The organism is Brevundimonas vesicularis (assembly GCF_014204545.1).
In the GTDB taxonomy this organism is placed as follows: Bacteria; Pseudomonadota; Alphaproteobacteria; order Caulobacterales; family Caulobacteraceae; genus Brevundimonas; species Brevundimonas vesicularis_B.
The window spans coordinates 1,104,492-1,131,180 of record NZ_JACHLJ010000001.1 but is presented as its reverse complement, the minus strand read 5'-3'; the positions used below and the strand labels follow the sequence as shown (position 1 = coordinate 1,131,180).

Below are 26,689 nucleotides of genomic sequence, written 5' to 3'. Positions count from 1 at the left end.
ACAGCCGTGCAACCGCCCGGTGCGTCTTTGATGTCCGAGATTGAGAGAAACCTGCAGCCAGGGTCCACCGCGTCTCCACATCGTCTCCACACTTTGTGCTGTGGCTAGACGACGACCGCCGTTGTGTCGCGGATGAAACCGCCGCCCAGAACGCGTTCGGTGTCCGTCGGGTCATATAGGGCGCAGGCCTGGCCCGGCGCGACGCCTTCTTCGCCATCGTCGAACACGACGCGGATATCGCCGTCGATCAGGGTGAGGCGGGCTGGCGAGGGCTGGCGGGTCGAGCGGACACGGGCCAGGACTGGGATGTTGGCCTGGGCGGCCTCTATGATGGTCGCCTCATCGCCCAGCCAGTTGGTCTCTTCCAACCTCAGACTGGCCGTCAGCAAAGCTTCGCGCGGTCCAACGATGACGCGACGGGTCTCGGGCTCCAGCTTGGTCACGAACAGCGGTTCGCCTACGGCGACGTTGAGGCCGCGGCGCTGGCCGATCGTGTAGTCCGTGATGCCCGCGTGCCGGCCCAGCACCCGGCCGTCCATATGCACGATCTCGCCGGCCTCACGCCCTTGCGGACGCAGGCGGTCGATCAGGGTGCGATAGTCGCCGGAGGGCACGAAACAGATGTCCTGACTGTCCGGCTTGGCGGCGATCTTCAGACCCAGTTCGGCGGCGACGCCGCGCACCTGTGGCTTTTCCAGATCGGCCAGGGGGAAGCGCAGATAGTCCAACTGGTCCTGGGTCGTGGCGAACAGGAAGTAGGATTGGTCGCGCGAATGGTCGATCGCCTTGCGCATCTGCGAGCGGTTGCCCGCGACGGCGCGGCGGACGTAGTGACCCGTCGCCATCGCCTCGGCGCCCAGGTCGCGGGCCACGTCCAGCAGGTCGCGGAACTTGACGGTCTGATTGCAGCGGATGCAGGGGACCGGCGTCTGGCCCTTCAGGTAACTGTCGGCGAACTGGTCGATCACCGCGTCCTTGAACCGGCTCTCATAGTCCAGGACGTAGTGAGGAATGCCGATCATGTCGGCGGCCAGACGGGCGTCGTGAATGTCCTGGCCCGCGCAGCAGGCGCCCTTCTTCTTCAGCGCCGCGCCGTGGTCGTAGAGCTGCAGCGTCACGCCGACGACGTCGTAGCCCGCCTTGTGCAGCAGGGCGGCGACGACGGTGGAATCCACTCCGCCCGACATGGCGGCTACGACCCGCGCGCCGACCGGCAGGCCAACCGCCGCCCGCGCGCTCTCGACCGCCGCATCCATGTCGGTGCGGGCGATGTCGGGAACGGGGCAGAAATCTTCGACCAAGCTCATCGCGGCCATTTAGTGCGTAACCAGTGCGATTTCGAGGCCCGCAAAAGAAAAGGGCCACACCCGTCGCCGGATGCGGCCCTTAACGTCTTCGGGGAAACCCTCAGGAGCGGTAGCTCTGGATCCGCGTCGTGCGCAGGCCCTGCATGCCCCATTTGTCGATGGCCTTTTGCCAGGCCAGGAACTCTTCGGCCGTCAGGCGATATTTCGCCAGGGCGTCGTCGAGGCTGAGCAGGCCGCCGCGAACGGCGGCGACAACCTCGGCCTTCCGCCGGATCACCCACCGGTCCGTGTTGGACGGCGGCAGGTCGTTGAGGGTCAGGGGCGTGCCAGTCGGTCCGACCACGTATTGTTCGCCTTTGCTATTAAGGCGTCGCTCTTGCAACATGGGCTTATGCCTCTTTCACCAACACCGTAGTGTCATGAATGTAGGCGTCCCCGACTAAGGTCCGTTTAAGCGTCGTGGTGAAGGAACGCATAACTTCCGCCCCTCCCTGAACGACTCTGTAAACCTTGCTTGCGCGACGATTCATCGAGACTAACGCTTACTTACTCGCCGATCAGCGTTTGATGTTGATCAGCTCGGCCAGCATTTCATCGGCCGTGGTGATGATTTTTGACGAGGCGGAATAGGCGCGCTGGGTGGTGATCAGGCCGGTGAACTCGGCCGACAGATCGACGGTCGACGCCTCAAGTTGCTGGGCTGCAATCTGTCCGGCGCCGCCCGTTCCCGCCGCCTTCAGGTTAAAGGTGCCGGACTGAAGGCTGACGGCGTAGGCGTTGCCAGACACTTCACGCAGGCTGTCCGGGCTGGGGAAGGTGGCGACCGCGACCTGGGCGATGCGACGCATGACGCCGTTGTCGAAGATAGCGGTGACGAAGCCGCCTTCGTCGATCTTGATCTCGCTCAGATTGCCGAACGCCGTCCCGTTGGTGACCGTCGACTGGACGACCGAGGCCGTGTTCAGCTGGCTGAGGCCGCCGGCCGAGGTATTGAGGTCCAGCGTGACGGATTGGGCGGCGATGCCCAGCCCGTCGGCCCAGGCCACCTGACCGGCCGGCATCGTCAAGTTGGCAGGGTCGGATTTGCCGAAGTTCAGCGTCGCCATGGTCGGGTCGTCGAATAGGCCGGTACCGGCCGGCCAGGCCTTCATCGTATCGACGTCAAGGCGACCCGAAGGCGTGAAGGCGATCTTGCCGGTCTTGATCTGGCCGTTGGCGTAGGGTGCGCCTGCGGTTATGTCGCTGGCTGGCACGGACACGATTTCCGCGTACCAGATGTTCGGCTCGTCGCTCTTCAGGAAGCGAAGTTCCAGGTTGCGCTGGCCGCCCTTGGAGTCCGAAACCGGAATGTTCATCTTGAAGTCGGGCTTCACGCCGACGGGGTTGTCGTCGTCGGCATTGTACATCGCCATCGAGTTGACCGACGGGTCATACTTCGTCTTGGCGACGTTTTCGTTGCCCAGGCCGACGTCCGAAAGGTTGATCGTATAGGCAGGGCCGCTAGCCGGCGTGAACTGGATCTGAGTCGGCGGCGTGCCGACCAGGGCCGCCGAGCCGGCGTTCGCGCCGTTGATCGTCAGCCCGGTGATGGCGCCGGTGGTTGGGTCGAAGGTCGCCGAGGCGTCGACCTTCTGCGAACCGGACTTGATCACCAGATCGTGGCTGTTGGCGCCGGTCCGGGTGTAGCGGACCGACACGTCGTGGGTCACGGCCGGCGTCGCCGTATCGGACACGCCCTTATAGGATTGGGCGCTGGCCGCGGTGGACGATTCCTGGCTGGAACGCAGGTTGGCGTTGATCTGGACGCGAGTGGTCGGTTCGGCGGTGCCGCCGACCGAGCCGATGTTGATCGAGCGCAGCCGCGACAGGTCGGACGGATCGGTCGCGATTTCGCCGTTGGAGTCGACCGGCCAGCCTTGCAGGTACAGGCCGGCGCTGTTCTTTAGATAGCCCTGCTTGTCAACGGTGAAGGCGCCGGCGCGGGTGAACAGGCGGGTGTCGGTTGCGTTAACATTCTCCGCCTGGGTGGTCGTGACGAAGAAGCCTTGGCCATTAACGGCGAGGTCCGTGCTTGAGGTCGTGCGCTGAAGCTGACCTTCCTGGCTGACGTAGGAGCGTGTGTTGGTGGTGACGCCGCCGGCCGAATAGCTGCCGCCGGTTGCGGTCTGGCTGTTGATCAAGGTTTGGAACTCGCTGGCCGTGCGCTTGTAGCCAATGGTGTTCACGTTGGCGATGTTCTGGGAGATCGCCGCCAGGGCTGCGGAGTTGGCGGCCAGGCCGGACACGCCGGCCAGCATTGCACTGTTGAGGCTCATGGAAGAACGCTCCTTAAGATAAAGGTCATCGGGAAGGCGGCGGATCGCATCATGCGGCCGCCTCCTCGGTGGGGACGTTCGGATTCTCCGTATCGTCGGTATCGTTGGCCGCCTGGGCGTTGATCTCGTTCAGCGAGATCACGGTCGAAAGCGGAAGGATGGAGTCGCCGATCACCAGATACGGCGCGCCGTTGTATATCTCGACGCCGGTGACCCGGCCCTGGATCAGGGCTTGGGCGTCCACCTTGGCGCCGACAGCGTCCGTGGCGGCGACCTTCAGCGTATAGACGCCGCCGTCCTCGGCCGTGCCGCCGGCCTTCAGCTTGCCGTCCCAGGAGAAGGTGTGCAGGCCGGACTTCTTGTCGGGCGCGGCGCCCTCCCAGACGACGACGCCCTTACTGTCGACGACCTGTAAGGTGGCTTTGTCCGCATCGGCGCCCAGCTCGTAGGCCCAGGTGGCCTTGCCGTCGTTGAACTCGGTGGCGGTCCAGGCGGCGGTGACGCTCTTGCCGATGTAGTTGGCGGCGTTGTCCAACCCGCCGCCGGCCTGGGCGGCCAGAAGGCTGGTCAGCAGATCGTTCGTCAGCAGTTGCTGCTCCACGCCGGCCATCTGGGTCAGCTGAGCCGTGAATTGGTTCGAATCGAGCGGCGACAGCGGGTCCTGGTTCTTCATCTGCGTGGTCAGCAGGGTGAGAAAGGTCTCGAAGTTCGAGGCGAGGGCCTTGGTGCCGCCGGTGATGCGGCCCGCTGCGGCGGAGGTTGTGACGGCGTCGACCATGGGGTCAGACCTTCAGATCGACGCGGTCAGGCGTCAGGGAATGGTTGATCCAGGCGCTGGGCGCCGGGACGATGGGCATGTCAGCCTGGGCCGCGAGGCGAGTGCCGCCGGCGAACAGGGCGTTGCGCTGCTGCTGGCGCTCGAAGGCGCCGCCGCCCGCGGACGGATCGCGTTGCGAGAAGTCGAGCGCGTCGCCTGCGACCTGGAAGCCGGCCTCCTGAAGCTGGCGACGCAGTTCGTCGGCGCGGCCCTTCAGATCGGCGGCTGCGGCGGGATTGTCGAAGGCCAGACGAGCGGACAACTGGCCGTCCTTGCCGATTTCAAGGCTGACATCGACGCGGCCCAAATCTTCGGGCGTCAGCACCATGTCGAACCGGGTCGAACGGCCCTCGAGCTTGCGGGCCATCTGCGCGGCGAGTTGGGCGGTGGTCTCGACGGTGGCGCGTGACAGGGTGGACAGGCCCTGAGAATGGCTGGACGCGGCCGCCTGCTGAGCAGGTTGAGCATCGGTCGACGCGGGGCTCGCAATCGGCGCTTCGGGCGACGCTTGCTCCGGCATGGCGACGCCGCCGGTCGTGGCTTCGGCTGCCTTGGCGGATGGGGACGTCGGCTTGGCGCCGACTTCAATCCCCGCGCTGGAAGGGGTGGCGTATTCGGCGGCAGCCGTTTGAACCGCAGGAACGGCGGTTTCCCCGGTCTGGTCCAGAGCGCCATGGAGACTGCCGCGCAGGGGGGCAGCGGCCTGCAGCGAGGTCGGCGGCTTCGGCGTGTCGGCCGGGGCAGCCTCTGCCGACTGTTCGGAAGCCGCTTCATTGAGGGCCGCGACGACGTCGGCGAGGGCTATCGCGGAGGGCTTGGACGTCGTTGCGTTGCCGGCGATCTGGACCTGAGCGGCCGGGATCTGAGCGGCCGCCAGGGACTGCGCTATGGGCGAGGGAGCGGCCGGTTTGTCGGTATTGGCGACCACGGTCTGGATCGTGTTGGCGGCCGTTGCGGTCGCCGGCGTCGTCGGTTCGGTCGAGCGCGGCCCAGCGTCAGCCATGCCGGTAACGGCAGGCTTTGAACTATCGCTCACCGTCACCCTCTGGGCGGACGCGGTTGGGGCCTTTTCAGTTCCGATTTCAACCGCCGTCTTCGCTTCGACCGGAGAAGTGACCGGCGCCTTGGTGGTCAGGATTTCGCTGAGTTCGGAAAGAACCGTTTGAGCGGTCGCGGCAGCCAGAGCGTTCCGCGCTTCGACTTCCTGTTCGCCAGGTGATGACGCAGGCTTGCCCGCCATATCCGTTTCAGAACGGGCAGTCGTAGCGACCATCGACGCGGACATTGCGGCTTCTGGCGCACCGACATCGACTGGCGTGACGTCTTGGCGAGCTTTAGGTTCGACAAGGATTTCCGCGTCCTCGGAAACGGCCAGCGAGCCCGCGACGACGATCGATTGAGCGAGTGCAACGGCCGGCGTCAGTTGCGCGGCTGTAAACGGCGTTTCGGCAACGAGGCCAGAGCTATTGTCGTCATTCGCGGCCGTGTCCGTGCCGATCGGCTGCTCGTCGGCGAGGGAAGGCTGAGCTGCGGAGTCTGCTATCTCGCCCGAGATCGTAGGGACGCTTTCGGTTGTCGGGGTCGGCGTGTCGGCGTCCGGCTCGGCCGCCATGGGCTGGGCCATGATGACGCCCAGCGACCGAGCGCCCGTCAGACGGCCGGGCGTCATCCTTTCGACCGGCGCGCCGTGAACGCCCGCGTTCAGCGCATCGGCGACCTTGCTGGAGAACAGGCCCGCATCGGCTGACTCTGCGCCCAGGGCAGCAGCCGACGTTCCGGTCGAAACCAGAGCGGCATGCGCGAGCAGGGCGGAAGCGGTGGACATGGAAGCGCGGCGGCTTTCGTAAGGAGCGACGACGGCGCCTGCTGCGCCCAAGAGTTCGCCGCCCTCGACGCAAGGGCCGGGCCAAGAAAATAAGCGAGCAAAAACAATGCAAAGAACAGGGTCGTGGTCGACGGGTCCGCGGCGCGGCGGTCGTTATTGCCGCGCTCTCGCCACTTTTTGCCCGGCTTCGCACGCTGCCGATCAGTGACACGCGGGATGCCCGCAATCCTATTGGCCCGACCTTTGCGCGTCTTTCCCATTATGACGGCCGCCCGATCAACGATCCTATGGAAAAACAACGCTTTGTGCGGGTGGGCGTGGCGCGTGGCTGGGCAAGAACTGCGCGTCGCGATGCAGCGGTTGCCGGGTAGGGCGGGGGAGATGCGTCAATGTCGCTGAACTCGATCATGAACATTGCGACGTCGGGGCTGAAGACCGCCCAGTCGCAGTTGCGCGTCACCGCCGACAATATCGCCAACGTCGATACGCCGGGATACATCCGCAAGGTCGCTGATCAGTCGGCCGCCGTCACCAATGGGTATGGTTCGGGTGTCGATGTCACGCGGGTGCGTCTGGCGACAGACCGTTTCCTGCAGGCCGCCAGCCTCAGCGCCGGATCGGACGCCGCGCGCCAGACCGTGCGGTATGAACTGTACGACCAGATCCAGAACCAGTTCGGCGATCCCAGCAGCGACACCAACTTCTTCGCTCAGGTCGACAAACTGTTCGCCACCTATGCGACCCTGGCCGAAAGCCCGACGTCCTCGGCGGGGCGTCAGGACACGATCTACAAGACCCAGGCGATCTTCAATCAGGCCGCCGGCATTGCGTCCCAGATCCAATCGGCGCGTCAGGAGGCGGACGGCCGGCTGTTGAGCGCGGTCGAGACGGTCAATCCGCTGCTGGAACAGATCGCCAAGCTGAACAAGACCATCGCCGCCGGCACGGTGACGAACGAGGATGTGACGGGCGCCCAGAATGCTCAGCTCGGCCTGATCAACGAACTGTCCAAATATATGGATGTGAAGGTCGAGGCGCGCTCCAACGGCGGCGTGACGTTGCGCACCAACACAGGCACGACCCTGGTGGGCGAGGGGGCGGCGACGCTGTCATATCAGGCGGCCGGCACCGTGGACGCCATGACAGCCTTCTCCGACATCATGATCACCGAGCCCAGCGGCACGCGCTGGCCGCTGCTGGACGGCGTGTCGTCCGGTCAGATCCGGGGTCTGGTCGAGATGCGCGATGTCGATGCGCCTGCCGCCGCCGCGCGCCTGGGCGAGTTGACGGCCAAGCTCGCCGACGAACTGAACCGCGCCCACAACGCCAACAGTAGTGTCCCCGCGCCGACCACCCTGACAGGGCGCAACACCGGCCAGTCGCTCGAGAACGCCCTGACCGGCTTCACCGGCACGACCACCATCTCGGCGGTCAATGCGTCGGGCGTGGTGCAGGCCTCGGCGCGGATCGTCTTTTCCGGCGGCACGATGACGATCAACGGCGCCGCCGCCGATCCGACCACCTTCCTCAGCGTGCTGAACGCCCAACTGGGCGGCACGGCGACGGCGAGCTTCTCGGACGGCCAACTGCGCCTGGACGGCGCGGGTGGAAACGGCGTGGCCATCGCCGACGACGCGACCTCGCCCAGCACGAAGGGCGGGCGCGGATTTTCTCACTGGTTCGGCCTGAACGACCTGGTGACCACGACCACGCCGACCTTCTACGAGACGGGCCTGACCCTGACGTCCCAGCATGGGTTCGATCCAGGCGAGAGCCTGACCTTGCGGTTTGTCGGCCCGTCCGGCGCTCGCCTTCGCGACATCACTGTGTCCGTGCCCGCCGGGACGGGCACAATGGGCGAGATGCTGGGCGCGCTGAACGATCCCATCACCGGCGTTGGCCGCTATGGCGCATTTAGCCTGGATGCGGCGGGCAAGATGTTCTTCAAGGCCTACGACCCGTCTGCGACGTCGATGAGCGTCGTGAAGGACAATACGACCCAGGATCCATCCGGCGTTTCAATGTCGCAACTGTTCGGCCTGGGCGCGACCGGGTCGACCCGGGCGGGCGCCTATACGGTGCGCAGCGACATCCAGCAGGACCCCGGAAAGCTGGCCCTGGCGCAACTGAACCTGTCGGCCGCGGCGGGGACGCCGGCGCTGAGCAAGAACGATGGGCGCGGCGGCCTGGCGCTGGGCGATGTGGGCAAGAAGAACGTCGCCTTCGCAGCAGCCGGAGGAAATGCCGGCGGGACCAAGACCCTGTCGTCCTATTCGGCGGACTTCGCCGGCGAGATTGGCGGCAAGGCCTCGGCCGCCAAGACCCGCAGCGAAACGGCAAGCGCCCTGGCGAAGGAGGCGGACAGCCGCCGCACCTCGGCCGAAGGCGTGAACATGGACGAGGAACTGGTCAATATGACCACCTTCCAGCAAGCCTATAACGCCTCTGCGCGCCTGATCCAGGCGAGCAAGGACATGTACGACGTACTGATCGGAATCCTGCAATGACGCGCGTCGCGACCCACGGGAACTACCAGTCGGCCTTGCTCAGCCTGATGAACGCGCAAGGCCGCGCGCAGCAGGCGCAGGAGCGGATCGATAGCGAGAAGATCGCCACCGACATGTCCGGCTACGGCCGAGGCGCAGAGCAGCTGACAAGTTTGACGTCGACACAGGCGCGATTGGAGGGCTTCATCGCCACCGGCGAGGCCGTGAAGGCGAGGCTGAGCGCCCAGGATCTGGCTATGAACCGCATCTACGAAGGCGGCAATGCGGCACGCGAGGCCATCGCAAACAGCCTGGCCGCCGGGCGGATCGACAATCTGATGGTCGAGCTCGGTCTGAACTATCAGACGGTGCAGGGGGGGCTGAACGCGGAACACCAGGGCTCGTACCTGTTTGCGGGCGGCCAGAGCGACATCGCTCCCGCCACAGCCGCGACCATGGCCGATTTGACGACGGCGCCGTCCACCGCCGCGACCTTCGCCAACGACACCTTGAAGCAGAAGTCGCGCATCGACGAGAAGACCACGGTCGAAACCGGGTTTCTGGCCAGCGAGATCGGCGGGCCGCTGACTGAGGTGTTCCGCAACATTCAGGCCTTCCAGAACGGCACGGCGGTGACCGTCGGCGGCGTGACCTATACACCAGCTGGCGCCGGCACTCTGACGGGACAGCCGGACGCCAACGTCACCGCTTTTTTGAAGGCGCAGATGGGCGAGCTGGACAAGGCGAATGCGGGCCTGACGAACCAGACGGCCAAGAATGGTCTGATTCAAAACCACGTCGAGACGGCGCTGGACGCCCAGGAAAATCAGAAGACCGCCCTGCAGAAGATGATGCAGGACAAGTCCGGCTATGATCCGGCACGGGCGATCACCGATCTGCAGATGGCGCAGGTGGCGATCGAGGCTTCGGCTCAGATCATCAACTCGCTGAAGAGCACGTCGCTGCTCAATCTCCTGCGTTAAGTCGTCGTTTCAAAAAAGAAAACGGCAACGCTGGACCAAACATCGTTCTGGAACGTATCATGAACGATGGCCCGTCTCGATCTGCGTCGAAAACTCTCCGTTTTGGCTGACGCCGCCAAATATGACGCCTCGTGTTCGTCGTCCGGAACGTCGAAACGAAACTCTGTCGGCGGCAAAGGGATCGGCTCGACCGAAGGCATGGGCATCTGTCACGCCTATACGCCCGACGGTCGATGCATCAGTCTGCTCAAGATCCTGCTGACCAACTTCTGCATCTACGATTGCGCCTATTGTATCAATCGCGTGTCGTCGAATGTGGAGCGCGCGCGGTTCGATGTCGACGAAGTGGTCGACCTGACGCTCAACTTCTACAAGCGCAACTATATCGAAGGCCTGTTCCTGTCGTCGGGCATTATTCGATCCGGCGACTATACGATGGAGCAACTGGTTCTGGTGGCCAAGACGCTGCGCGAAGTCCACGATTTCCGGGGCTACATTCATCTGAAGCTGATCCCGGAAGCGGATCCGAAGCTGGTGGAGATGGCGGGTCTGTATGCCGACCGCCTGTCAGCCAATATCGAACTTCCGCGCGACGAGGCGCTGGCGCGACTGGCGCCGCAGAAGGACGTCGGGGTCATCAAGAAGGCGATGAGCCAGGTGCGTCTTGGCGTCGAGGCCGCCAAGCCGGCCAAACGTGAAAAGATCAAGCCGCCGAAGTTCGCGCCGGGCGGCCAAAGCACGCAGTTGATCATCGGCGCCGACGGCGCTCCGGACACGGAAATCCTGGATCGTAGCGCCTCGCTCTACGGAGGGTATGGCCTGCGCCGCGTCTATTATTCGGCGTTCAGCCCCATCCCAGACTCCAGTTCGATCCTGCCGCTGTCCAAGCCGCCTTTGATGCGTGAGCATCGGCTGTATCAGGCCGATTGGCTGATGCGGTTCTATGGTTTCTCCGCGCCAGAGATCGGCGAGGGTGCATCGAACGGCATGCTGGATCTGGCGGTCGACCCCAAATTGGCTTGGGCTTTGAACAAGCGCGAGCAGTTTCCCGTCGATGTGAACCGCGCTCCGCGTGAGATGCTGCTGCGGGTGCCTGGGCTGGGCGTGAAGGCCGTGGACCGGATCGTCTCGGTGCGCCGCTACCGGACCCTGCGGCTGGAGGATGTCGGACGGCTGACGCGATCGGTGGCGAAAATCCGGCCGTTCATCACGGCGCTGGACTGGACGCCAGGCGGACTGACGGATGCGGCGGACCTCAAGGCGCGCGTGACCAGTCGCACGCCCGAGCAGTTGAGCCTGTTCTGATGGCGGTGGCGACGCTGGACGGTGAGACCGACTTCGACGGCTGGCGGAAAGCGGCGCGCGCATTTCGATTGGCGGGTGTGGAGCCTGCGGCGGCGCGGTTTGTCGTGGCGGGGGCGGTGGAACAGGGCGGGCTGTTCGATCAGCCGATTGCCGACAAGGCGTTGCCGACGTCGGATGACCGCAGCGCTTTCAACGTTCCGAAAGAGTTCGTGGATCTGGCCCAGAACCTGGTCCTGCATCGATCCGCTGACCGTTTCGATCTGATGTATCGGCTGCTGTGGCGGCTGAAGGATGAGCCGGACCTGATCAAGGTCATTTCGGACCGGGACGTCGCCGACGCGCTGGAGCGGGTAAAAAATGTGAGCCGGGCCTCGCATAAGATGAAGGCCTTCGTTCGCTTTCGCCAGGTGCATGACGATCTGGGCGAGGCCTGGGTGGCATGGTTCGAGCCGCCGCACCGGGTTCTGGAAAAGACCGCGCCCTTTTTCCAGCGGCGATTCACGACCATGCGCTGGTCGATCCTGACGCCGGATGGTTCGGCCTTCTGGGATGGCGAAACCCTTCGGTTCGGGCCGCCGGCAACGCGCGACATGGCGCCGGCCGAAGATGAGATCGAGGATTTCTGGAAGACCTATTACGCCTCAACCTTCAATCCCGCGCGGCTGAAGGTGAAGACGATGCAGGGGGAAATGGCCAAGTCCTACTGGAAGAACCTGCCGGAAGCCGCGTTGATACCGGAACTGGTCGCGGCCTCGTCGGTGCGAACCGAGACCATGGTCGCTACGCCCTCTCCTCAGCCCAATCCGCGTTTCGCACGCGCCGTCGCGCCGGACCTCCATTTGGCGCGTCCTGACGCCGAGGCCGTGCCCGAAAACCTCGACGATGTCGCCGGCGGCATTCAGGCGTGCCGCCGTTGTCCGCTTTATCGAGATGCGACGCAGGGCGTGTGCGGCGAGGGGCCGAGGTCGGCGCGTCTGATGATTGTCGGCGAACAACCGGGCGATCAGGAGGATCTAGCAGGGCGCGCCTTCATCGGGCCGGCGGGACAGGTGTTGAACGCAGCCCTGGCCGAGGCCGGCATTGATCGATCCGACGTCTATGTCACCAACGCGGTCAAACACTTCAAACATGAGCCGCGCGGCAAGCGCCGGCTGCACAAAACGCCGAACGCCGGCGAGGTTCAGGCCTGCCGCTGGTGGCTGGACTCAGAGCGAAGGCTGATCAAGCCGCAGGTTGTTCTGGCCCTGGGGGCGACGGCGGGTCTGGCCTTGCTGGGGCGCAAGCCGGCCGTGATGCAGGAACGCGGCGCGCCGATCGACCTCAGCGATGGATCGACCGCCGTCCTGACGGTGCACCCCTCCTATTTGCTACGTCTGCCGGACGAGGCCGCGAAGTCCGAGGCGAGACGGTTGTTCATTGAGGATCTGGCGGCGGTGCAACGTCGTATGAGGTGACGCGAGAACGAATCCCTTTCGGCCGCGTTTGGCATCAGCGCCAGCGTGACCGTTGGACGTTTCATCGGGGGAGGCGATCTCGACACGGTCGATCGACAAACATCCGCGCGAATGTCATCGCGCGTTGACATCCAATGCCGGCTTGACCATTAGCGCGGCAGGGATTTCGGCTGTCTGTTCAGAGTGTCAGGGGAAAATCGCGATGTCAGACCGATCTTCAGGGGCGCGATGAACCCGGCCGCATATGAAATTGTCGATCGTGATGGCGAGGCGCGTCTGCGGCTGACCGGCGACTGGACGACCACGGCTCTGGGTCGTCTGCCGACGGAGCTGAGCCGCGATCTGGAAGGCCGCGATATCGCCAGCATCGACACCTCCGACCTTGGGCGTTTCGATACCGCCGGCGCCCTGGCTTTGGTGCAGGCCTCAAGCGGTCGTCTGTCCAAGAGCCAGTGGAAAGAACGGCCCGAAGCCGGTCGCATCTATCACATGATCGAACTGCTGGAGCGCCAGAGCGCCCCGGCGCCGAAACGCCCCAGCGCCTTCGTGCGCACCTTCGCCAAGATCGGGCGCGGCGTTTACGATTTCGGCGGGGAGGCCATGTTGTCGCTGGCCTTCCTGGGCCGGCTAATGGCCGCCGTGGTGGAAGCCGCCAAACATCCCGGCGGCATCCGCTGGCCCGCCTGGGTCAGTCAGGCCGAGCGCGCCGGGCTGGACGCCATTCCGATCGTCATGATCACCAACTTCTTCATCGGCGCGGTCATCGCCTTCATCGGCGTGGACTTGCTGACTGACTTCGGTGCGCAGGTGTTTGCGGTTCAGCTGATCGGCGTCGCTATGTTCCGCGAGTTCGCGGTCGTCATCGCCTCGGTCTTGTTGGCTGGACGTTCGGCTTCGGCCTTTGCGGCCGAGATCGGGTCGATGCGGATGAACCAGGAGGTCGACGCCATGCAGGTCATGGGCGTCAATCCGTTCCAGGCCCTGGTGATCCCGCGCGTCGCGTCCCTGGTGCTGATGCTGCCGCTGCTGACCTTCATGGGCATGATCGGCGGTCTGGTCGGCGGTCTGGTCGTGTGCTGGAGCTCGCTCAATCTCGGTCCGTCCTTCTTCTTCCAGCGTCTGGTCGAGGATGGCACCATGGCCCAGCATCTGATGGTCGGTTTGGTGAAGGCGCCGGTCTTCGCCCTGGTGATCGCCGCCATCGGTTGCCGTCAGGGCATGTCGGTCGCCGGCGATGTCGAAAGCCTGGGGCGCCGCGTGACGGCTGCCGTGGTGCAGGCCATCTTCGCCATCATCTTCCTGGACGCCGTGTTCGCCCTGGTCTTCCTGGAGCTGAACATATGACCGAGGCGCCAGAAAACCTGATCGAAGTGCGCGGCCTGCTGAGCCAGTTCGGTGAGCGCACCATCCACGAGAACCTCGACCTCGACCTCGTGCGCGGCGAAGTCCTGGGCGTCGTCGGCGGATCGGGCGCGGGCAAGACCGTGCTGCTGAACACCATCATCGGCTTGAAGGAGCCGGAGGGCGGGTCGGTGAAGGTGCTGGGCTACGACCGGGCGAACCTAACCAATGCCGAGGCCGCCGACATAGAGAAACGCACCGGCATCCTGTTCCAGCAAGGCGCGCTGTTTTCGTCGCTGAGCGTGCTGGAGAACGTGGCTTCGCCTCTGGTCGAACACACCAATCTGCCCAAGTCGGTCATCTATGAGCTGGCCGAGTTGAAGATCGCCATGGTGGGTCTGAAGCCCGAGCATCACCATCTGAAGCCCGCCGAACTGTCGGGCGGCATGAAGAAGCGCGCCGGCCTGGCGCGTGCGCTCGCGCTGGATCCCGAGCTGGTGTTTCTGGACGAGCCGACGGCGGGTCTGGACCCCATTGGGGCGGCCGCGTTCGACGATCTGATCCGGCAACTGGCTGACGACCTGGGTCTGTCCGTCTTCATGATCACCCACGACCTCGATACGCTCTACGCCATCTGTGACAAGGTGGCGGTGTTGGCGGACAAGCGGGTCGTGGAAAAGGCCACGGTGCAGGAGCTGAAAGGCTCCGACCACCCGTGGATCAAAGAATATTTCCTGGGGCCGCGCGGACGCGCAGCCACCAAGTCTGCCGCCTGAGGAGAGCGGATCATGGAAAGAGACGCACATTACGCCGCCGTCGGCATCGCCACCGTCGCCCTTCTGGCGGCCTTGGCGGTGTTCACCATCTGGCTGGCCCGGCTGCAGTTCAACAGCGACTACGACATGTACGACATCGTCTTCTATGGGCCGGTGAACGGCCTGTCCGAAGGCGGCGAGGTGCATTTCAACGGCATCCGTGTCGGTGAGGTCACCGACCTGAACATCGACACCAAGCGCGGCGATCAGGTCATCGCACGTGTCCGCGTGGACGGCACGACGCCGGTGCGCGTGACCTCGCGCGCGCAGCTGGAGCCGCAAGGCATCACTGGCCTGAACTACATCCAGATCACCGCCGGCTCGCCCAACAGCGCCCTGCTGAAAGAGCAGTATCCTGACAATGTCGTGCCAGTGTTGCAAAGCCAGCCGTCGCCGATCGCCGAACTCTTGAGCGGTTCGGGCACAGTGCTGGCCCAGACCGTGGATGCGCTGAACCGGATCAACCGCGTCATGTCCGACGACAACATCCGCAGCTTCTCCACCAGCGTGAAGAACGTCGAGGCGCTGACGACTGAACTGGAAGCCCGCAAGGCCATCTTCCAGCAACTGGAAGAGGCCGTGACCAACGCCAACGCTGCGGTGAAGGAATACCAGGCCCTGGCCGTCGACACGCGGCAGATCATCAACACGGACGGTCGCCAGGCCATCGCCAACATCAACTCGGCGACGGCGGAAGCCCGTACGGCGATCGCCTCGGCCAACCGTTCGATAACGGGGCTTGAGCGTCCGCTGGGTGACTTTGCAACGACCAGCCTGCCGCAACTGACTGGCACGATCGAAGAACTGCAGGACGCCACCCGGTCTCTGCAATCCCTGATCGACGACGTCCGCGCCAGCCCGCGCGACTTCATCGGTCGTCCGAAATCCAAAGAGCTGGAGGTGCAGCCGTGATCCTTCGTCCTGTCCTTCGACTGGCGGCGTCCGCCGCTGTCCTGACCGCACTGAGCGGGTGCGCGCTGCTATCGTCGCCGGACCCGGTGCAGAACTATCGGTTCGGCCTCCCGATGGCCGCGCCGTCGGCGGTGGGCGACACGCCTGCGCCTCTCACGGTCTCCATCCGCCGCATAGAGTTCCCGCAGGCGACCGGCGACGACAAGATCCTGGGCGTCACGGGTCTGGAGACGGCCTATATCGGCGGCGCTCGCTGGGTGTCGCCGGCCTCGACCTTGTTCGACGACAGCCTGAAAGCGGCGTTCGCCAACCGGGCCGACCGCATTCGCGTGCTGGGTCGTCGCGAACCGGGGACGCCGCCGTTGGTGCTGCAAGTCACGGTTACGACGTTCGAGGCGCGTTACGCCGCGCCGGGCGCCGTGCCGGACGTCGTCGTGACCGCGCAGGCGCAGTTGCGCTCCACCCCCGAACGGCGCGCTGGCGGCGGGACCATTCGTTCCGAGGAAGGCCGCTCGGTCGAGCGGGTGTTCACCGTGACCCAGCCCGCCGGCGACAATCGCCTGTCCGCCATCGTTGCGGCCTTCGACACGGCGACGCGCGAGATCAATACCCAGATCGCGGACTGGACGATCGCCTCCGCGAACTGAGGCGATCGAGCGCATTGTGCCGCGAGGGTGGCGGTGCGGGACGTAGCCTTGCGGATGCGCTAGGGTGCGCCGCGAATCTGCTCCCGGAGTTGTCATGAGTTTTTCCGCCACCGACGCGGCCTTCGAAGGCTTCCGGGTCGTTCGCCGGCATCCGATCGTCGCGGTCGCTTGGGGCCTGGTCTACCTGGCCGTCTATGTCGCCATGTTCGGCCTGGGCGCAGACAAGTGGGCCAGCCTGATGGCGGCCGGCGAAGCGCTGGAACAGTCGGCCAACCCGTCGATGGCGGAGTTTCAAGCCCTGGGTCAGACCTATGCCGGAGCCTTGATCTGGGCCGCGCCCATCGGCCTGTTGGTCGGCGCGGTGCTGAGCGCGGCGGTGGCGCGCTCGGTCTTGCGGCCGGACGAGTCGTCGTGGGGCTATCTGCGCCTCGGTATGGATGAGGTCCGTGTTCTGGCGGTCAGTCTGGTGATCAGCCTCGTTATCGGTCTGGCGTCGGGAGTCGGCATGATGCTGGTTGGGGCCGCCATCGGGGTGGGTGCGGCGTCGGGTCAGGCCTTGCTGATCCTAGCGGGCGTGCTGTTGGTCTTCGCCGTCTTTGCGCTGATCGTTTGGTTGGCGATCAAGTTAAGTCTCGCGGTTCCGATGACGATCGATCGTCGCAAGATCACCATCGTGGAATCGTTTGCCGCCACCAAGGGACATTTCTGGTCGCTGCTGGGCATGGCCGTGATCGCCATCATCATGTCCCTGATCGTCAGCATCCTGGGCATGATCATCGGCGCAGCGGCAGACCTCGCCACCGGCGGCATCCAGACGCTGGCGCGCTTCGACGGCGAGGGATTGGGTCAAATCCTGGTGCAGGCCTGGCCGGCCATCCTGGTGTCGTCGATCGTCAACGCCTTCCTCGCCGCGCTGCAACTCGCGGTCCTGTATGCCCCGTTCGCAGCGGCCTGGGCGGCCCTGAAGCCGCGCTGAAGACAGACTGGCGTCGGCTCAAGCCGACGCCTTCACCCTTTTCTTCTTGGCCGGAGCATCGACGGACCCGCCCAGGGCCGCAACACGCGCCTTGCGGCGGTCCTCGTGCCGATCCAGCACCTCCTTGAGGTATTTTCCGGTCCAGCTGGCCTTGTTGTCCGCGACCTGTTCGGGCGTGCCCACAGCGACGATCTCGCCGCCGCCATCGCCGCCCTCGGGACCGAAGTCGAGCAGATAGTCGGCGACCTTGATGACATCGAGGTTGTGCTCGATCACCACAATGGTGTTCCCGGCCTCGACCAGTTCCTGCAGCACCTCAAGCAGCTTGCGCGTATCCTCGAAGTGCAGGCCGGTGGTCGGCTCGTCGAGGATGTATAGGGTCCGGCCGGTCGCGCGTTTCGACAATTCCTTGGACAGTTTCACCCGCTGGGCCTCGCCACCCGACAGGGTGGTCGCCGGTTGGCCGACCTTGACGTAGCCCAGGCCCACCCGTTCTAGCGTCAGCATCTTGTCGCGGATGGGGGGCACGGCCTTGAAGAAGGTCGCCGCTTCCTCGACCGTCATGTCCAGGACGTCCGAAATGGACTTGCCCTTGAAAACGATCTCCAGCGTCTCGCGGTTGTAGCGTTTGCCCTTGCAGACGTCGCAGGTGACATAGACGTCGGGCAGGAAGTGCATCTCGATCTTGATCACGCCGTCGCCTTGGCAGGCCTCGCAGCGGCCGCCCTTGACGTTGAAGCTGAACCGGCCGGGGCCATAGCCGCGCGCCTTTGATTCAGGCAGGCCGGCGTACCAGTCGCGAATTGGGCCGAAGGCGCCGGTGTAGGTCGCCGGGTTCGAGCGCGGGGTGCGGCCGATGGGCGACTGGTCGATGTCGATGACCTTGTCGAAATGCTCCAGGCCTTCGATCCGGTCGAAGGGGGCAGGGGCCTCCGATGCATTGTTCAGGCGACGCGCGGCGGCCTTGTACAGGGTCTCGATGGTGAAGGTGGACTTGCCGCCGCCAGAGACGCCGGTGATGCAGGTGAAGACGCCGACCGGGATCTCGCCAGTGACGCTCTTCAGATTGTTGCCGCTGGCGCCGCTGATCTTCAGCATTCGCTTGCGGTTGATGGGGCGGCGCCCCTCGGCGGGGATTTCAATCTCGCGCTCGCCAGTCAGATATTTGCCGGTCAGGGACTTGGGGTTGGCCATGACTTGGGCCGGCGTGCCCTCGGCGCAGACCTGACCCCCGTGAACTCCGGCGGCCGGGCCCATGTCGATGACATAGTCTGCGGTCAGGATGGCTTCTTCGTCATGCTCGACCACAAGGACCGAGTTGCCGAGGTCGCGCAGACCCTTCAGGCTTTCCAGCAAACGGGTGTTGTCGCGCTGGTGCAGGCCGATGGACGGCTCGTCCAGCACATAAAGAACGCCGGTCAGGCCCGAGCCGATCTGCGACGCCAGGCGGATGCGCTGGCTCTCGCCGCCCGACAGGGTGCCGGAGGATCGCGACAGGTTCAGATAGTCCAGGCCGACGTTGTTCAGGAACCGCAGACGGTCGCAGATTTCCTTCAGGATGCGCCGGGCGATCTCCATCTGCTTTTCCGTCAGGTTCTCTTCCAGCGTCGAGAACCACAGATAGGCCTTTGAGATCGACAGGGTGGAGATGTCGGCGATGTCCTCGCCGCCGACCTTAACCGCCAGGGCCTCGGGCTTCAGCCGCTTGCCGTGGCAGGCGTCGCAGGGCGTCTCGGACTGATAGCGGGCCAGTTCCTCGCGCACCCAGGCGCTGTCGGTCTCGCGCCAGCGGCGTTCCAGGTTCGGCAGCACGCCTTCGAACGGCTTGGAGACCTCGTATTTGCGGGCGTTGTCGTCATAGACGAACTTGATCTTCTCGGACCCCGTGCCGTGCAGGATGGCCTTGTGCGCCTGGGCGGGCAGGTCGCGCCACGGCTTGTCCATTGAGAAGCCGTAGTGGAGGCTCAGCGACTGCAGCGTTTGGGTATAGAGCGGCGACGGCCCACGCGCCCACGGCGCGACGGCGCCCTTGTGCAGGGTCTTGTCGCGGTCCGGGATCACCAGATCGGCGTCGAACGCCAGCTTGACCCCCAGACCGTCGCAGACCGGGCAGGCGCCAAAGGGGTTGTTGAACGAGAACAATCGCGGCTCGATCTCGCTGATCGTGAAACCCGACACCGGACAGGCGAACCGTTCGGAAAACAGGATGGAGCGTGGCGCCGTCTCGCCCTCGGCGGTCGAGGCCCATTCGGCGTTGGCGATGCCGTCGGCCAGACCCAGCGCCGTCTGCAGGCTGTCGGCGTAGCGCGCTTCCTGATCCGGCTTGGTGACGATCCGGTCCACGACGATGTCGATGTCGTGCTTGAACTTCTTGTCCAGCGTGGGCGCTTCGTCGATCGGATAGAACCGGCCGTCGATCTTCAGGCGCTGGAAGCCCTGGCGCTGCCACTCGGCGATTTCCTTCTTGTACTCGCCCTTGCGGCCGCGAACGACGGGAGCCAGCAGCAGGATGCGTTCGCCATCGGGCAGGGCGACCAGCTTGTCGACCATCTGGCTGACGGTCTGGCTCTCGATGGGCAGTCCGGTCGCCGGCGAATAGGGCACGCCGACGCGCGCCCACAACAGGCGCATATAGTCGTGGATTTCCGTCACCGTACCCACGGTCGAGCGAGGGTTTTTGGAGGTGGTCTTCTGTTCGATGGAGATGGCCGGGGACAGGCCTTCGATCAGATCCACGTCCGGCTTGCCCATCAGCTCCAGAAACTGGCGGGCGTAGGCCGACAGGCTCTCGACATAGCGGCGCTGGCCCTCGGCGTAGATGGTGTCGAACGCCAGCGACGATTTACCCGACCCCGACAGGCCGGTCATCACCACCAACTGTTCACGTGGAATGTCGAGATCCACGCCCTTGAGGTTATGCTCGCGGGCGCCGCGAACGCGGATGAAGTTGTGCTTTTCGGTCATGCTGTCCGGAGAACGCGGAGGAGGGCCGGCGGGTCCGGCGCGACATCGCTATATGGGGACGAATTGCGTGATTGAAGCAAGAACAATGTAAGAACATTGCGGCCAGCGCATCATTCCGGCGTCCACGCTTGCATGGGCCGCACGAAACGCTCGCCCTTGGCCAGAAGCACGCCGCGGGCGTTGGCGACACCCAGTTCAAGGCTTTCGGCGATGCGGCGGGCGCGTTCAATGAAGTGGTTGGCGGCGATGGGCGGGCACAGGGTGAAAGCGGTTTCGACGAACAACTGCAGCCAGCGATCGAAATGCCGCGCATCAATGGGAAGAGGCAGGTGTTTGGGCATCGGCCGGCCCTGATAGACGCCGGTGGACAGGGCGACCGACGACCAGAACAGTTTCATTTGCGTCAGATGCGGTGCCCAGTCGGTGATCCGGTCCGCGAAGATCGGGCCGATCAGCGCGTCGTCGCGGACGCGGGCGTAGAAGTCTTCGACCAAGGCGTCGATCATGGCTTCGTCTATGCCCGTCTCGTCCCGCAGGCGCTGGACGGCGGCCTCGCGCCGCGCGGCGGCGCCGGCAGGGTCTTCGATGTGGAAACGGGTTTGCATGACGGCTGGTCTAGCCGCCGCCATCCTATTGGTCGAGGAAGTCGCCGGCGTTGAAGGACAGGGTGCAGACGGCGTCGCCGCCCGTCGCGTCGGTGGAGCAGGAATCGACTCCGAACAGGTTGGCCTCGACCTTTGCGGTCGAGCGGAACGTGCGGCCGTCACGCTGGAATGTCGATCCGATCTTCTCGCTCCAAGGGATCAAGGCCTTGGCGAAGGCGGCGGCCGTCGCACCTGTGCAGGTGAACAGGATATATTCCGCGCCGTCCCCGTTGTCCGCGCGCCGATAGTCTTCGGCTGCGGCGGCCTGCTCCAGGCAGGCCGCATAGAGCCTTGCGTTTGGCGGGGGTGCCTGGGTCGGCACGGCGCTGTAGTTCGCAAGTCTAGGCGGCGCCTTCGGCGCGGTGGCGCAGGCGGCGCAAGCGAGGGCGGAGACGAGGACGAGCGCGATGAGAAGCTTCATGGATGTCTCCTGACAGCCAAGCTTCTCACGCGGCCGTGTTCGACGCCAGACTTGCGCATTGCGGGATTACGACCCATCCTCCTTGTTCTGACGCGTTTTGCAGAAGGTTTGACGATCATGATCATCGCATTGGCCACCGGTTCCGCCCTGTCCGCCATGCTGCTCGTGATCCTCAATGCCAACCAGCCCAAGCCGAAACGCGTTCCCGTCCGCACTCGCGACACTCGACAAGGTCGCCGCTAGGACGCCGGACGGCGCCACATTATTCGACAATCTAAGCCTTACTTTCGGGCCTGAGCGCACCGGCGTCGTTGGTCGCAACGGGGCGGGCAAAAGTACGCTGCTGCGCCTGATCTCAGGCGAAGCCGCGCCGGCTGAAGGGGCTGTCGCGCGAGCCGGAACGATCGGCGTCCTGGATCAGCGCTATGAGCCAAAGCCTGATGAAACCGTCGCTCGAACCCTCGGCGTCGACGCAGCGCTGGCGGTTTTGGTGCGGGTGTTGGCGGGACAGGGAGCTTCCGACGATCTGGCTGAGGCCGACTGGACGCTGGAGACGCGTTTGGACGAAGCCTTGCGCGACGTCGGGCTGGCGGACCTGAACTACGAACGCCTGACGTCCAGTCTCAGCGGGGGCGAGCAGACGCGGTTGCGCTTGGCGGGACTGAGGCTGGCTCGGCCCGATCTGATCCTGCTGGATGAGCCGACCAATCATCTGGATGCGCAGGCGCGGGCGCTGGTCGCCGATGTCATCGCTCGTTGGGACGGCGGGGTCGTGGTGGTCAGCCATGATCGCAACCTGTTGCGCCGCATGGACCGCATCGTTGAGGTGTCGAGCCTGGGCGTCGCCAGCTACGGCGGCGGCTATGACGCCTATGTCGAGCGAAAGGCGCTGGAGCGCGAGGCGGCGACGCGGGATCTGGCCGAAGCTCAACGCGACCTCGCGCGGGCCGGCGCCGAGGCTCAGCAGCGCGCGGAGGCTCAGTCGCGTCGCGACGCCGCCGGCCGCCGCAAGGCCGCCAAGGGCGACATGCCGAAGATCCTGCTGGGCGCACGGGCCGAGCGCGCCGAAAACACGGGCGGGCGCAGCCGATTGCTCGCCGAACGACAGGCCGAGGCCGCGCAGGACGCCTTGGCCTCAGCGCAAGCGCGCGTCGAGCGGACACGAAGGCTCGCGATCCCGATGCCGACGACCGGCCTGCCAACGGGACGGACAGTGCTGACGTTGGACCAAGTCGGTTGGGCGACACCTGAGGGACGGACGATCGTCGGGCCGGTCGACCTGAAGCTGGTCGGGCCGGAACGAGTCGCGATCACGGGACCGAACGGCGCGGGCAAGACGACCTTGCTGCGGCTGATCACCGGCGATCTGCAACCGACCACGGGCGCCGTCGATCGGCCTGTGCGTGCGGTGCTGCTGGATCAGGAGGTCAAGATCCTGAGCCCGGACGAAACCTTGGTGGAGGCGTGGCGGCGATTGAACCCGCAAGGGTCGGTCAATGACGCCCAGGCGGCGCTGGCGCGGTTCCTGTTTCGCAATACGGCGGCGCAGCGCCGGGTCGGCGAGCTGTCTGGCGGGGAGCGGCTGAGGGCGGGTCTGACCTGCGTCATGACAGGCGCGACGCCGTCGCAGTTGCTGGTGTTGGACGAGCCGACCAACCACCTCGACCTGGACGCCATCACAGCGGTCGAAGAGGCGCTGAACGCCTTTGACGGCGCCCTGATCGTCGTGAGCCACGACGTGGATTTCCTGGCCGCACTGAAGATCACGCGCACGGTCAAGCTCTGAGGTCGGTCAGCCCCAGGCCTCGACGGCGCCCTTGCGACGAACCATTGACGGGCTGGACAATTGGGTGCGCGGCTCGGCTTCGGCGCGGCCGAACAACCAGCCTTGGCCGTATTCGACGCCCGCCGCCTTTAGCTCAGCGGCGACGCCGTCGGTTTCGATCATCTCGGCGATGGTTTCCAGCCTCATCGAGCGGCACAGTTCGACGATGCTGTGCAGCATGGCCTTGGAGCGTTGATCTGTCTGGATATCGCGCACGATGGCCCCGTCGATCTTGACCGAGTCCACCGACAGTTTGCGCAGATAGTCGAAGGCGGCGGCGCCGGCGCCGAAATCATCGATGCAGACCTTTATGCCGGCCTCTCGCAGCGCGGCCAGGCGACGGTCGGCGGCTTCGATGTCTGCGACGGCGGAGGTTTCCGTCACCTCGACCATCAGACGACGGCGTTCTTCGGGCGCGCCGGCGGTCATGCGCAGCAGCTGTTCGACGTAGGTGTCATCGCCCAGCGAGGCGCCCGAGACGTTGATCGCCATCTTCAGCAGGCCGGCGCCGGGCTGGCGCATCCGCTTCAAGACCTTTTCCGCCACGGCGAGGTCGAACGACTCGATCATGTCCAGCTCCTCGGCCATGCGAATGGCCTCGGCGGGACCGCTGTTGCCGTTGAAGCGGGTCAGGGCCTCGAAGTGATGGACCGCTCGGGAACCCAGATGGACGATGGGCTGGTAGTGGACCTGGAACTCGCGCGACTTGACCAGGCTGCGGAAGGTTTCGGCGTCGCGGAAGGTGCGCTTCAGTGAATCGGCGAACGCGATCTGTGGATTGGCGAGGCCGTCGCCCTTCAAGCAGCCTTCGATGGCGAACCGCATGGCGCGCAGCACGCACAGGGAATCCGATCCGGGCGGCACGGGCGAGCTGAACGCCTCGGCGCCCAACGACAGGCCTTCGGCCCGACCGGCCTCCACGATCTCGGCGGCGATGTCGCGACGGTCGTTGGCGGGGCGCAGCAGGGCATAGCGGACGCCGGTGACTTGCGACGCGCTCGATCCCTCGACGGCGGCGGACTGAAGCGTGGCCTCGATGCGGCGGTTCAGACGGTCGGCGGCGTCGCCGGTGACGTTCTCCAACCCGGTGATGTCGAGGAAGGACAGGGCCAGGTCGGGATTGGACTCCAGCACGCGCCCTGCGTCGGCCAGGAAATCCTCCGGCTCCAGAAGCGGGCGGGTTTCAAGATCCTCCAGCGCAAAGGCCGGGCCTTCGTAGGATATGGCGCAGGAGACGGCCGGCGCCATCTGCGGCAGGACGAAGGCGCGAAACGAAGCACGACGCACGCGGTCAGGTCCGGCCGCCACCAAAATTGATGTCGCGGGAATACGCACGCCGGCCTTCATGCCTTGCAGGGCGGTCAGGGTGGAGACGCCATCGTGTAGCAGATCGAGCAGGGGACGGCCCGTCCAGGTCGCGCCTGCGTCTTCGCCGGCCACGGCGCCTGCGCCGATCGCAAAGGCGACCACGCCTTTCGAGTCCACCTCCACCAAGGTGTCGGCGGAAGCGAAGGCCAGGCCTAGGAGGCGAGTGGTCAGCGTCATGAGGCCATGCTGGCACGCAGTCGCTTAAAAAATAGGCAACGATCCTTAGGGCGAGAACCGTGATCTGCGAACGGCGAATGGCCGTTCTGGTCAGGCCGTCCCTTTCAGGCCATTCGGTTCAGGGCGACGGCGCGTCCGTCGCCCAGCGAGGCGCGGCCGTCGGCGGCATAGGCGGAGGCGGGTGTGCGTGCAGCGGTGACCTCCGTCGCGATGGCGCGGACCAGACCTTCGGAAATCTGACGCGCGGCGTCGACGGCGCGGCTGTGGCGAGTCAGGACGGCGTCGAACTCACGCGTGGCGTCGACCAGCGTCCTGCGATCTTCGAGTGGAGCACCGCTTAGCAGCGCCGGATTGGCCTTCACATGGGCGGAATCGCGACGGTAGAGATTGGCCATCTCCTGGGTTTCCGACAGACCGGCCGCCACATCCTGAGGACGGCCATCGGCGAAAGCGGCTGTTTCGGCCTTCAGTCGCTCGGTCAGGCGCAAGGTCAGGGTCGTCAGCTGGCGAACCCGCGCCTGGGCCAGTTCGGTGTCGCTCATTGCCGGCCCTCCTGCATCTTCAGCATTTCGGCCATGACGGTGTTGCTCAGGCCGATGCCGCCCGCCTTCACCGTGGACTTGGCCATTTCGTCCAGCATGAAGCTGCGCCATGTCGCCTCGCCCTGGCCGCCGCCGAACAGGCCGTCGGTCGACAGGCCTTCGAACATCGGCTTCAGCATTTGCGAGATGAAGGTGGCCTCGAAGGCCTTGGCGGTTTCCTCGATCTTGTCACGGTTCACGGCGGTCGGCGCAGCCGCGGCGGGGCGCAGCAGATCGGCGGAGACGGTCAGGTCGGTCATGCTCACATCACCTCGATGTCGGCCTGCAGGGCGCCGGCGGCCTTGATGGCCTGCAGGATGCTGATCATGTCGCGCGGGCTGACGCCCAGGGCATTCAGGCCGTTGACCAGGGTGGACAGGTTGGCGCCACCGCCGACCAGTCGCATCTGGGTGCCCAGATCCTCTTCGACGTTCACTTGGGTCGAGGGCACGACGGCGGTCTGGCCCCGACTGAACGGCGCCGGCTGACTGACCTGCGGCTGTTCGTCCACCGATATGGTCAGGTTGCCTTGGGCGATGGCGACGCGAGAGATGCGCACGGCGTCGCCCATGACGATGACGCCGTTGACCTCGTCGATGATGACTTTGGCAGGCGTATCGACGCTGACGGCCAGGTTTTCGATCCGGCTGATGAAGCCCGCCATGCCCAGTTCACCGGGCGCGCGGAGGGCGACGACCGTGCCGTTCTCGGCCAGGGCCGACCCCGGATAGGCGGCGTTGACGACGGCGGCGACGCGCTGGGCGGTGGTGAAGTCGGGGTTGCGCAGGTTCAGGCGCACCTCGTTCATATTGGCCATCTGGAAACCCGTCTCGCGCTCGACCAGGGCGCCCGAGGCGATGCGGCCGGCGGTCGGCACGCCGCGCGTCACCGACGACCCTGACCCGCCCGACGCCGAGACGGCTCCGGTCTGGACCGAGCCTTGCGCCACCGCATAGACCTGACCGTCTGCGCCTTGCAGGCTGGTGACAACCAGCGAACCGCCCAGCAAGCTCTTGGCGTCGCACATGGAGGCCACCGACACGTCGATGCGCGAGCCGGGCGTGGCGAAGGCCGGCAGGTCGGCCGTGACCATGACGGCGGCCATATTCTTGGTGTTGGCGTTGGCCCCGCGAATGTTGACGCCCAGTCGCTCCGTCATGCCTTCCAGCGACTGACGGGTGAAGGGGCAGTTGCGCAAGGAATCGCCCGTGCCGTTCAGCCCCATGACCATGCCGTAGCCAACCAACTGGTTGCCGCGCACGCCCTCGACGGCTGCGATGTCCTTGATGCGCGACTGCGACTGGGCCAGCGCCGAGGTCGCGCCGCCGGCGACGACGAGCGTCGCGGCGACGGAGGCGATCAGGCGGGCAAGCAGATTTTGCATCGGTCAGGCGTCCACGCAACGTTAGGCCGCCATCATTGCGAGGATCATGCCGGAGAATTAACGACGTGAAATCAATGTTGGTCGGCCTTCGACGGGCAGAGAAGCGGCAGGATTTGCCGGGGCGTTAACCAAACGGTCATCG

22 protein-coding genes are annotated in these 26,689 nt (G+C 65.3%); 10 read left to right on the top strand and 12 right to left on the bottom strand.

The window, feature by feature from the left end; all coding sequences use genetic code 11:
* Positions 1-104: 104 nt before the first annotated feature.
* The 5 genes from mnmA to HNP47_RS16310 form a co-directional block, all read right to left on the bottom strand.
* Entirely contained in the window at positions 105-1,316 is a 1,212-nt protein-coding gene (gene mnmA, locus HNP47_RS05720; RefSeq protein WP_184278683.1) for a tRNA 2-thiouridine(34) synthase MnmA, read from the bottom strand.
* Positions 1,317-1,407: 91 nt separating this feature from the next.
* Positions 1,408-1,692 (bottom strand): DUF1153 domain-containing protein, encoded by a 285-nt coding sequence (locus HNP47_RS05715; RefSeq protein ID WP_026108337.1) that lies wholly within the window; start codon positions 1,690-1,692, stop codon positions 1,408-1,410.
* Between the two features lie 172 nt (positions 1,693-1,864).
* Complete coding sequence (gene flgE / locus HNP47_RS05710; protein WP_184278682.1) at positions 1,865-3,622, bottom strand: flagellar hook protein FlgE; 1,758 nt, start codon at positions 3,620-3,622, stop codon at positions 1,865-1,867.
* Between the two features lie 49 nt (positions 3,623-3,671).
* The gene (locus HNP47_RS05705) at positions 3,672-4,400 is read right to left on the bottom strand and encodes a flagellar hook assembly protein FlgD (RefSeq protein WP_184278681.1); all 729 of its coding nucleotides are present in this window, start codon (positions 4,398-4,400) and stop codon (positions 3,672-3,674) included.
* A gap of 4 nt (positions 4,401-4,404) precedes the next feature.
* On the bottom strand, positions 4,405-6,264 hold the full coding sequence (locus tag HNP47_RS16310) for a flagellar hook-length control protein FliK (protein WP_260394611.1): 1,860 nt from the start codon (positions 6,262-6,264) through the stop codon (positions 4,405-4,407).
* A 389-nt stretch (positions 6,265-6,653) separates the two neighbouring features.
* Between HNP47_RS16310 and flgK the strand changes: the two genes are divergently transcribed.
* The 9 genes from flgK (at position 6,654) to HNP47_RS05655 (ending at position 17,183) form a co-directional block, all read left to right on the top strand.
* Positions 6,654-8,771 carry a flagellar hook-associated protein FlgK gene (flgK, locus tag HNP47_RS05695; RefSeq protein WP_184278680.1) on the top strand — a complete coding sequence of 706 codons (2,118 nt, stop codon included), beginning with the start codon at positions 6,654-6,656 and terminating at the stop codon, positions 8,769-8,771.
* The gene (locus tag HNP47_RS05690) at positions 8,768-9,733 is read left to right on the top strand and encodes a flagellin (protein ID WP_184278679.1); all 966 of its coding nucleotides are present in this window, start codon (positions 8,768-8,770) and stop codon (positions 9,731-9,733) included. The genes flgK and HNP47_RS05690 overlap by 4 nt, the downstream gene beginning before the upstream one ends.
* Before the next feature lie 66 nt (positions 9,734-9,799).
* Positions 9,800-11,038 (top strand): putative DNA modification/repair radical SAM protein, encoded by a 1,239-nt coding sequence (locus HNP47_RS05685; protein WP_066623107.1) that lies wholly within the window; start codon positions 9,800-9,802, stop codon positions 11,036-11,038.
* Complete coding sequence (locus HNP47_RS05680) at positions 11,038-12,492, top strand: UdgX family uracil-DNA binding protein (protein ID WP_184278678.1); 1,455 nt, start codon at positions 11,038-11,040, stop codon at positions 12,490-12,492. The genes HNP47_RS05685 and HNP47_RS05680 overlap by 1 nt, the downstream gene beginning before the upstream one ends.
* A gap of 228 nt (positions 12,493-12,720) precedes the next feature.
* Entirely contained in the window at positions 12,721-13,836 is a 1,116-nt protein-coding gene (locus tag HNP47_RS05675) for an ABC transporter permease (RefSeq protein WP_184278677.1), read from the top strand.
* The gene (locus HNP47_RS05670; RefSeq protein WP_184278676.1) at positions 13,833-14,609 is read left to right on the top strand and encodes an ABC transporter ATP-binding protein; all 777 of its coding nucleotides are present in this window, start codon (positions 13,833-13,835) and stop codon (positions 14,607-14,609) included. Before HNP47_RS05675 ends, HNP47_RS05670 begins: the two co-directional genes overlap by 4 nt.
* A gap of 12 nt (positions 14,610-14,621) precedes the next feature.
* The gene (locus HNP47_RS05665; protein ID WP_039246448.1) at positions 14,622-15,560 is read left to right on the top strand and encodes an MlaD family protein; all 939 of its coding nucleotides are present in this window, start codon (positions 14,622-14,624) and stop codon (positions 15,558-15,560) included.
* The gene (locus tag HNP47_RS05660; protein ID WP_184278675.1) at positions 15,557-16,207 is read left to right on the top strand and encodes an ABC-type transport auxiliary lipoprotein family protein; all 651 of its coding nucleotides are present in this window, start codon (positions 15,557-15,559) and stop codon (positions 16,205-16,207) included. The genes HNP47_RS05665 and HNP47_RS05660 overlap by 4 nt, the downstream gene beginning before the upstream one ends.
* Positions 16,208-16,301: 94 nt before the next feature.
* On the top strand, positions 16,302-17,183 hold the full coding sequence (locus HNP47_RS05655; protein WP_184278674.1) for a hypothetical protein: 882 nt from the start codon (positions 16,302-16,304) through the stop codon (positions 17,181-17,183).
* An 18-nt stretch (positions 17,184-17,201) separates the two neighbouring features.
* Here the strand turns inward: HNP47_RS05655 and uvrA are convergent, their stop codons facing one another.
* From uvrA to HNP47_RS05640, 3 genes are all read right to left on the bottom strand, one after another.
* Positions 17,202-20,147: an excinuclease ABC subunit UvrA gene (uvrA, locus tag HNP47_RS05650; RefSeq protein WP_184278673.1), complete on the bottom strand. Its 2,946-nt coding sequence runs from the start codon at positions 20,145-20,147 to the stop codon at positions 17,202-17,204.
* Positions 20,148-20,257: 110 nt separating this feature from the next.
* The gene (locus HNP47_RS05645; protein ID WP_184278672.1) at positions 20,258-20,752 is read right to left on the bottom strand and encodes a group III truncated hemoglobin; all 495 of its coding nucleotides are present in this window, start codon (positions 20,750-20,752) and stop codon (positions 20,258-20,260) included.
* Positions 20,753-20,777: 25 nt separating this feature from the next.
* Positions 20,778-21,212 (bottom strand): hypothetical protein, encoded by a 435-nt coding sequence (locus HNP47_RS05640; RefSeq protein WP_184278671.1) that lies wholly within the window; start codon positions 21,210-21,212, stop codon positions 20,778-20,780.
* Between the two features lie 175 nt (positions 21,213-21,387).
* On the opposite strand from HNP47_RS05640, the gene HNP47_RS05635 reads away from it, so the two are divergent.
* Positions 21,388-22,998, top strand: coding sequence for an ABC-F family ATP-binding cassette domain-containing protein (locus tag HNP47_RS05635; RefSeq protein WP_184278670.1), 1,611 nt, complete (start codon positions 21,388-21,390; stop codon positions 22,996-22,998).
* Between the two features lie 6 nt (positions 22,999-23,004).
* On the opposite strand, the gene HNP47_RS05630 is transcribed toward HNP47_RS05635, so the two are convergent.
* From HNP47_RS05630 to HNP47_RS05615, 4 genes are all read right to left on the bottom strand, one after another.
* Entirely contained in the window at positions 23,005-24,582 is a 1,578-nt protein-coding gene (locus HNP47_RS05630) for an EAL domain-containing protein (RefSeq protein ID WP_184278669.1), read from the bottom strand.
* A gap of 104 nt (positions 24,583-24,686) precedes the next feature.
* Positions 24,687-25,124, bottom strand: coding sequence for a flagellar basal-body protein FlbY (locus HNP47_RS05625; RefSeq protein WP_184278668.1), 438 nt, complete (start codon positions 25,122-25,124; stop codon positions 24,687-24,689).
* Positions 25,121-25,423: a rod-binding protein gene (locus HNP47_RS05620; RefSeq protein WP_184278667.1), complete on the bottom strand. Its 303-nt coding sequence runs from the start codon at positions 25,421-25,423 to the stop codon at positions 25,121-25,123. The genes HNP47_RS05625 and HNP47_RS05620 overlap by 4 nt, the downstream gene beginning before the upstream one ends.
* 2 nt (positions 25,424-25,425) lie before the next feature.
* Positions 25,426-26,547 (bottom strand): flagellar basal body P-ring protein FlgI, encoded by a 1,122-nt coding sequence (locus HNP47_RS05615; RefSeq protein ID WP_091747795.1) that lies wholly within the window; start codon positions 26,545-26,547, stop codon positions 25,426-25,428.
* Positions 26,548-26,689 lie beyond the last annotated feature (142 nt).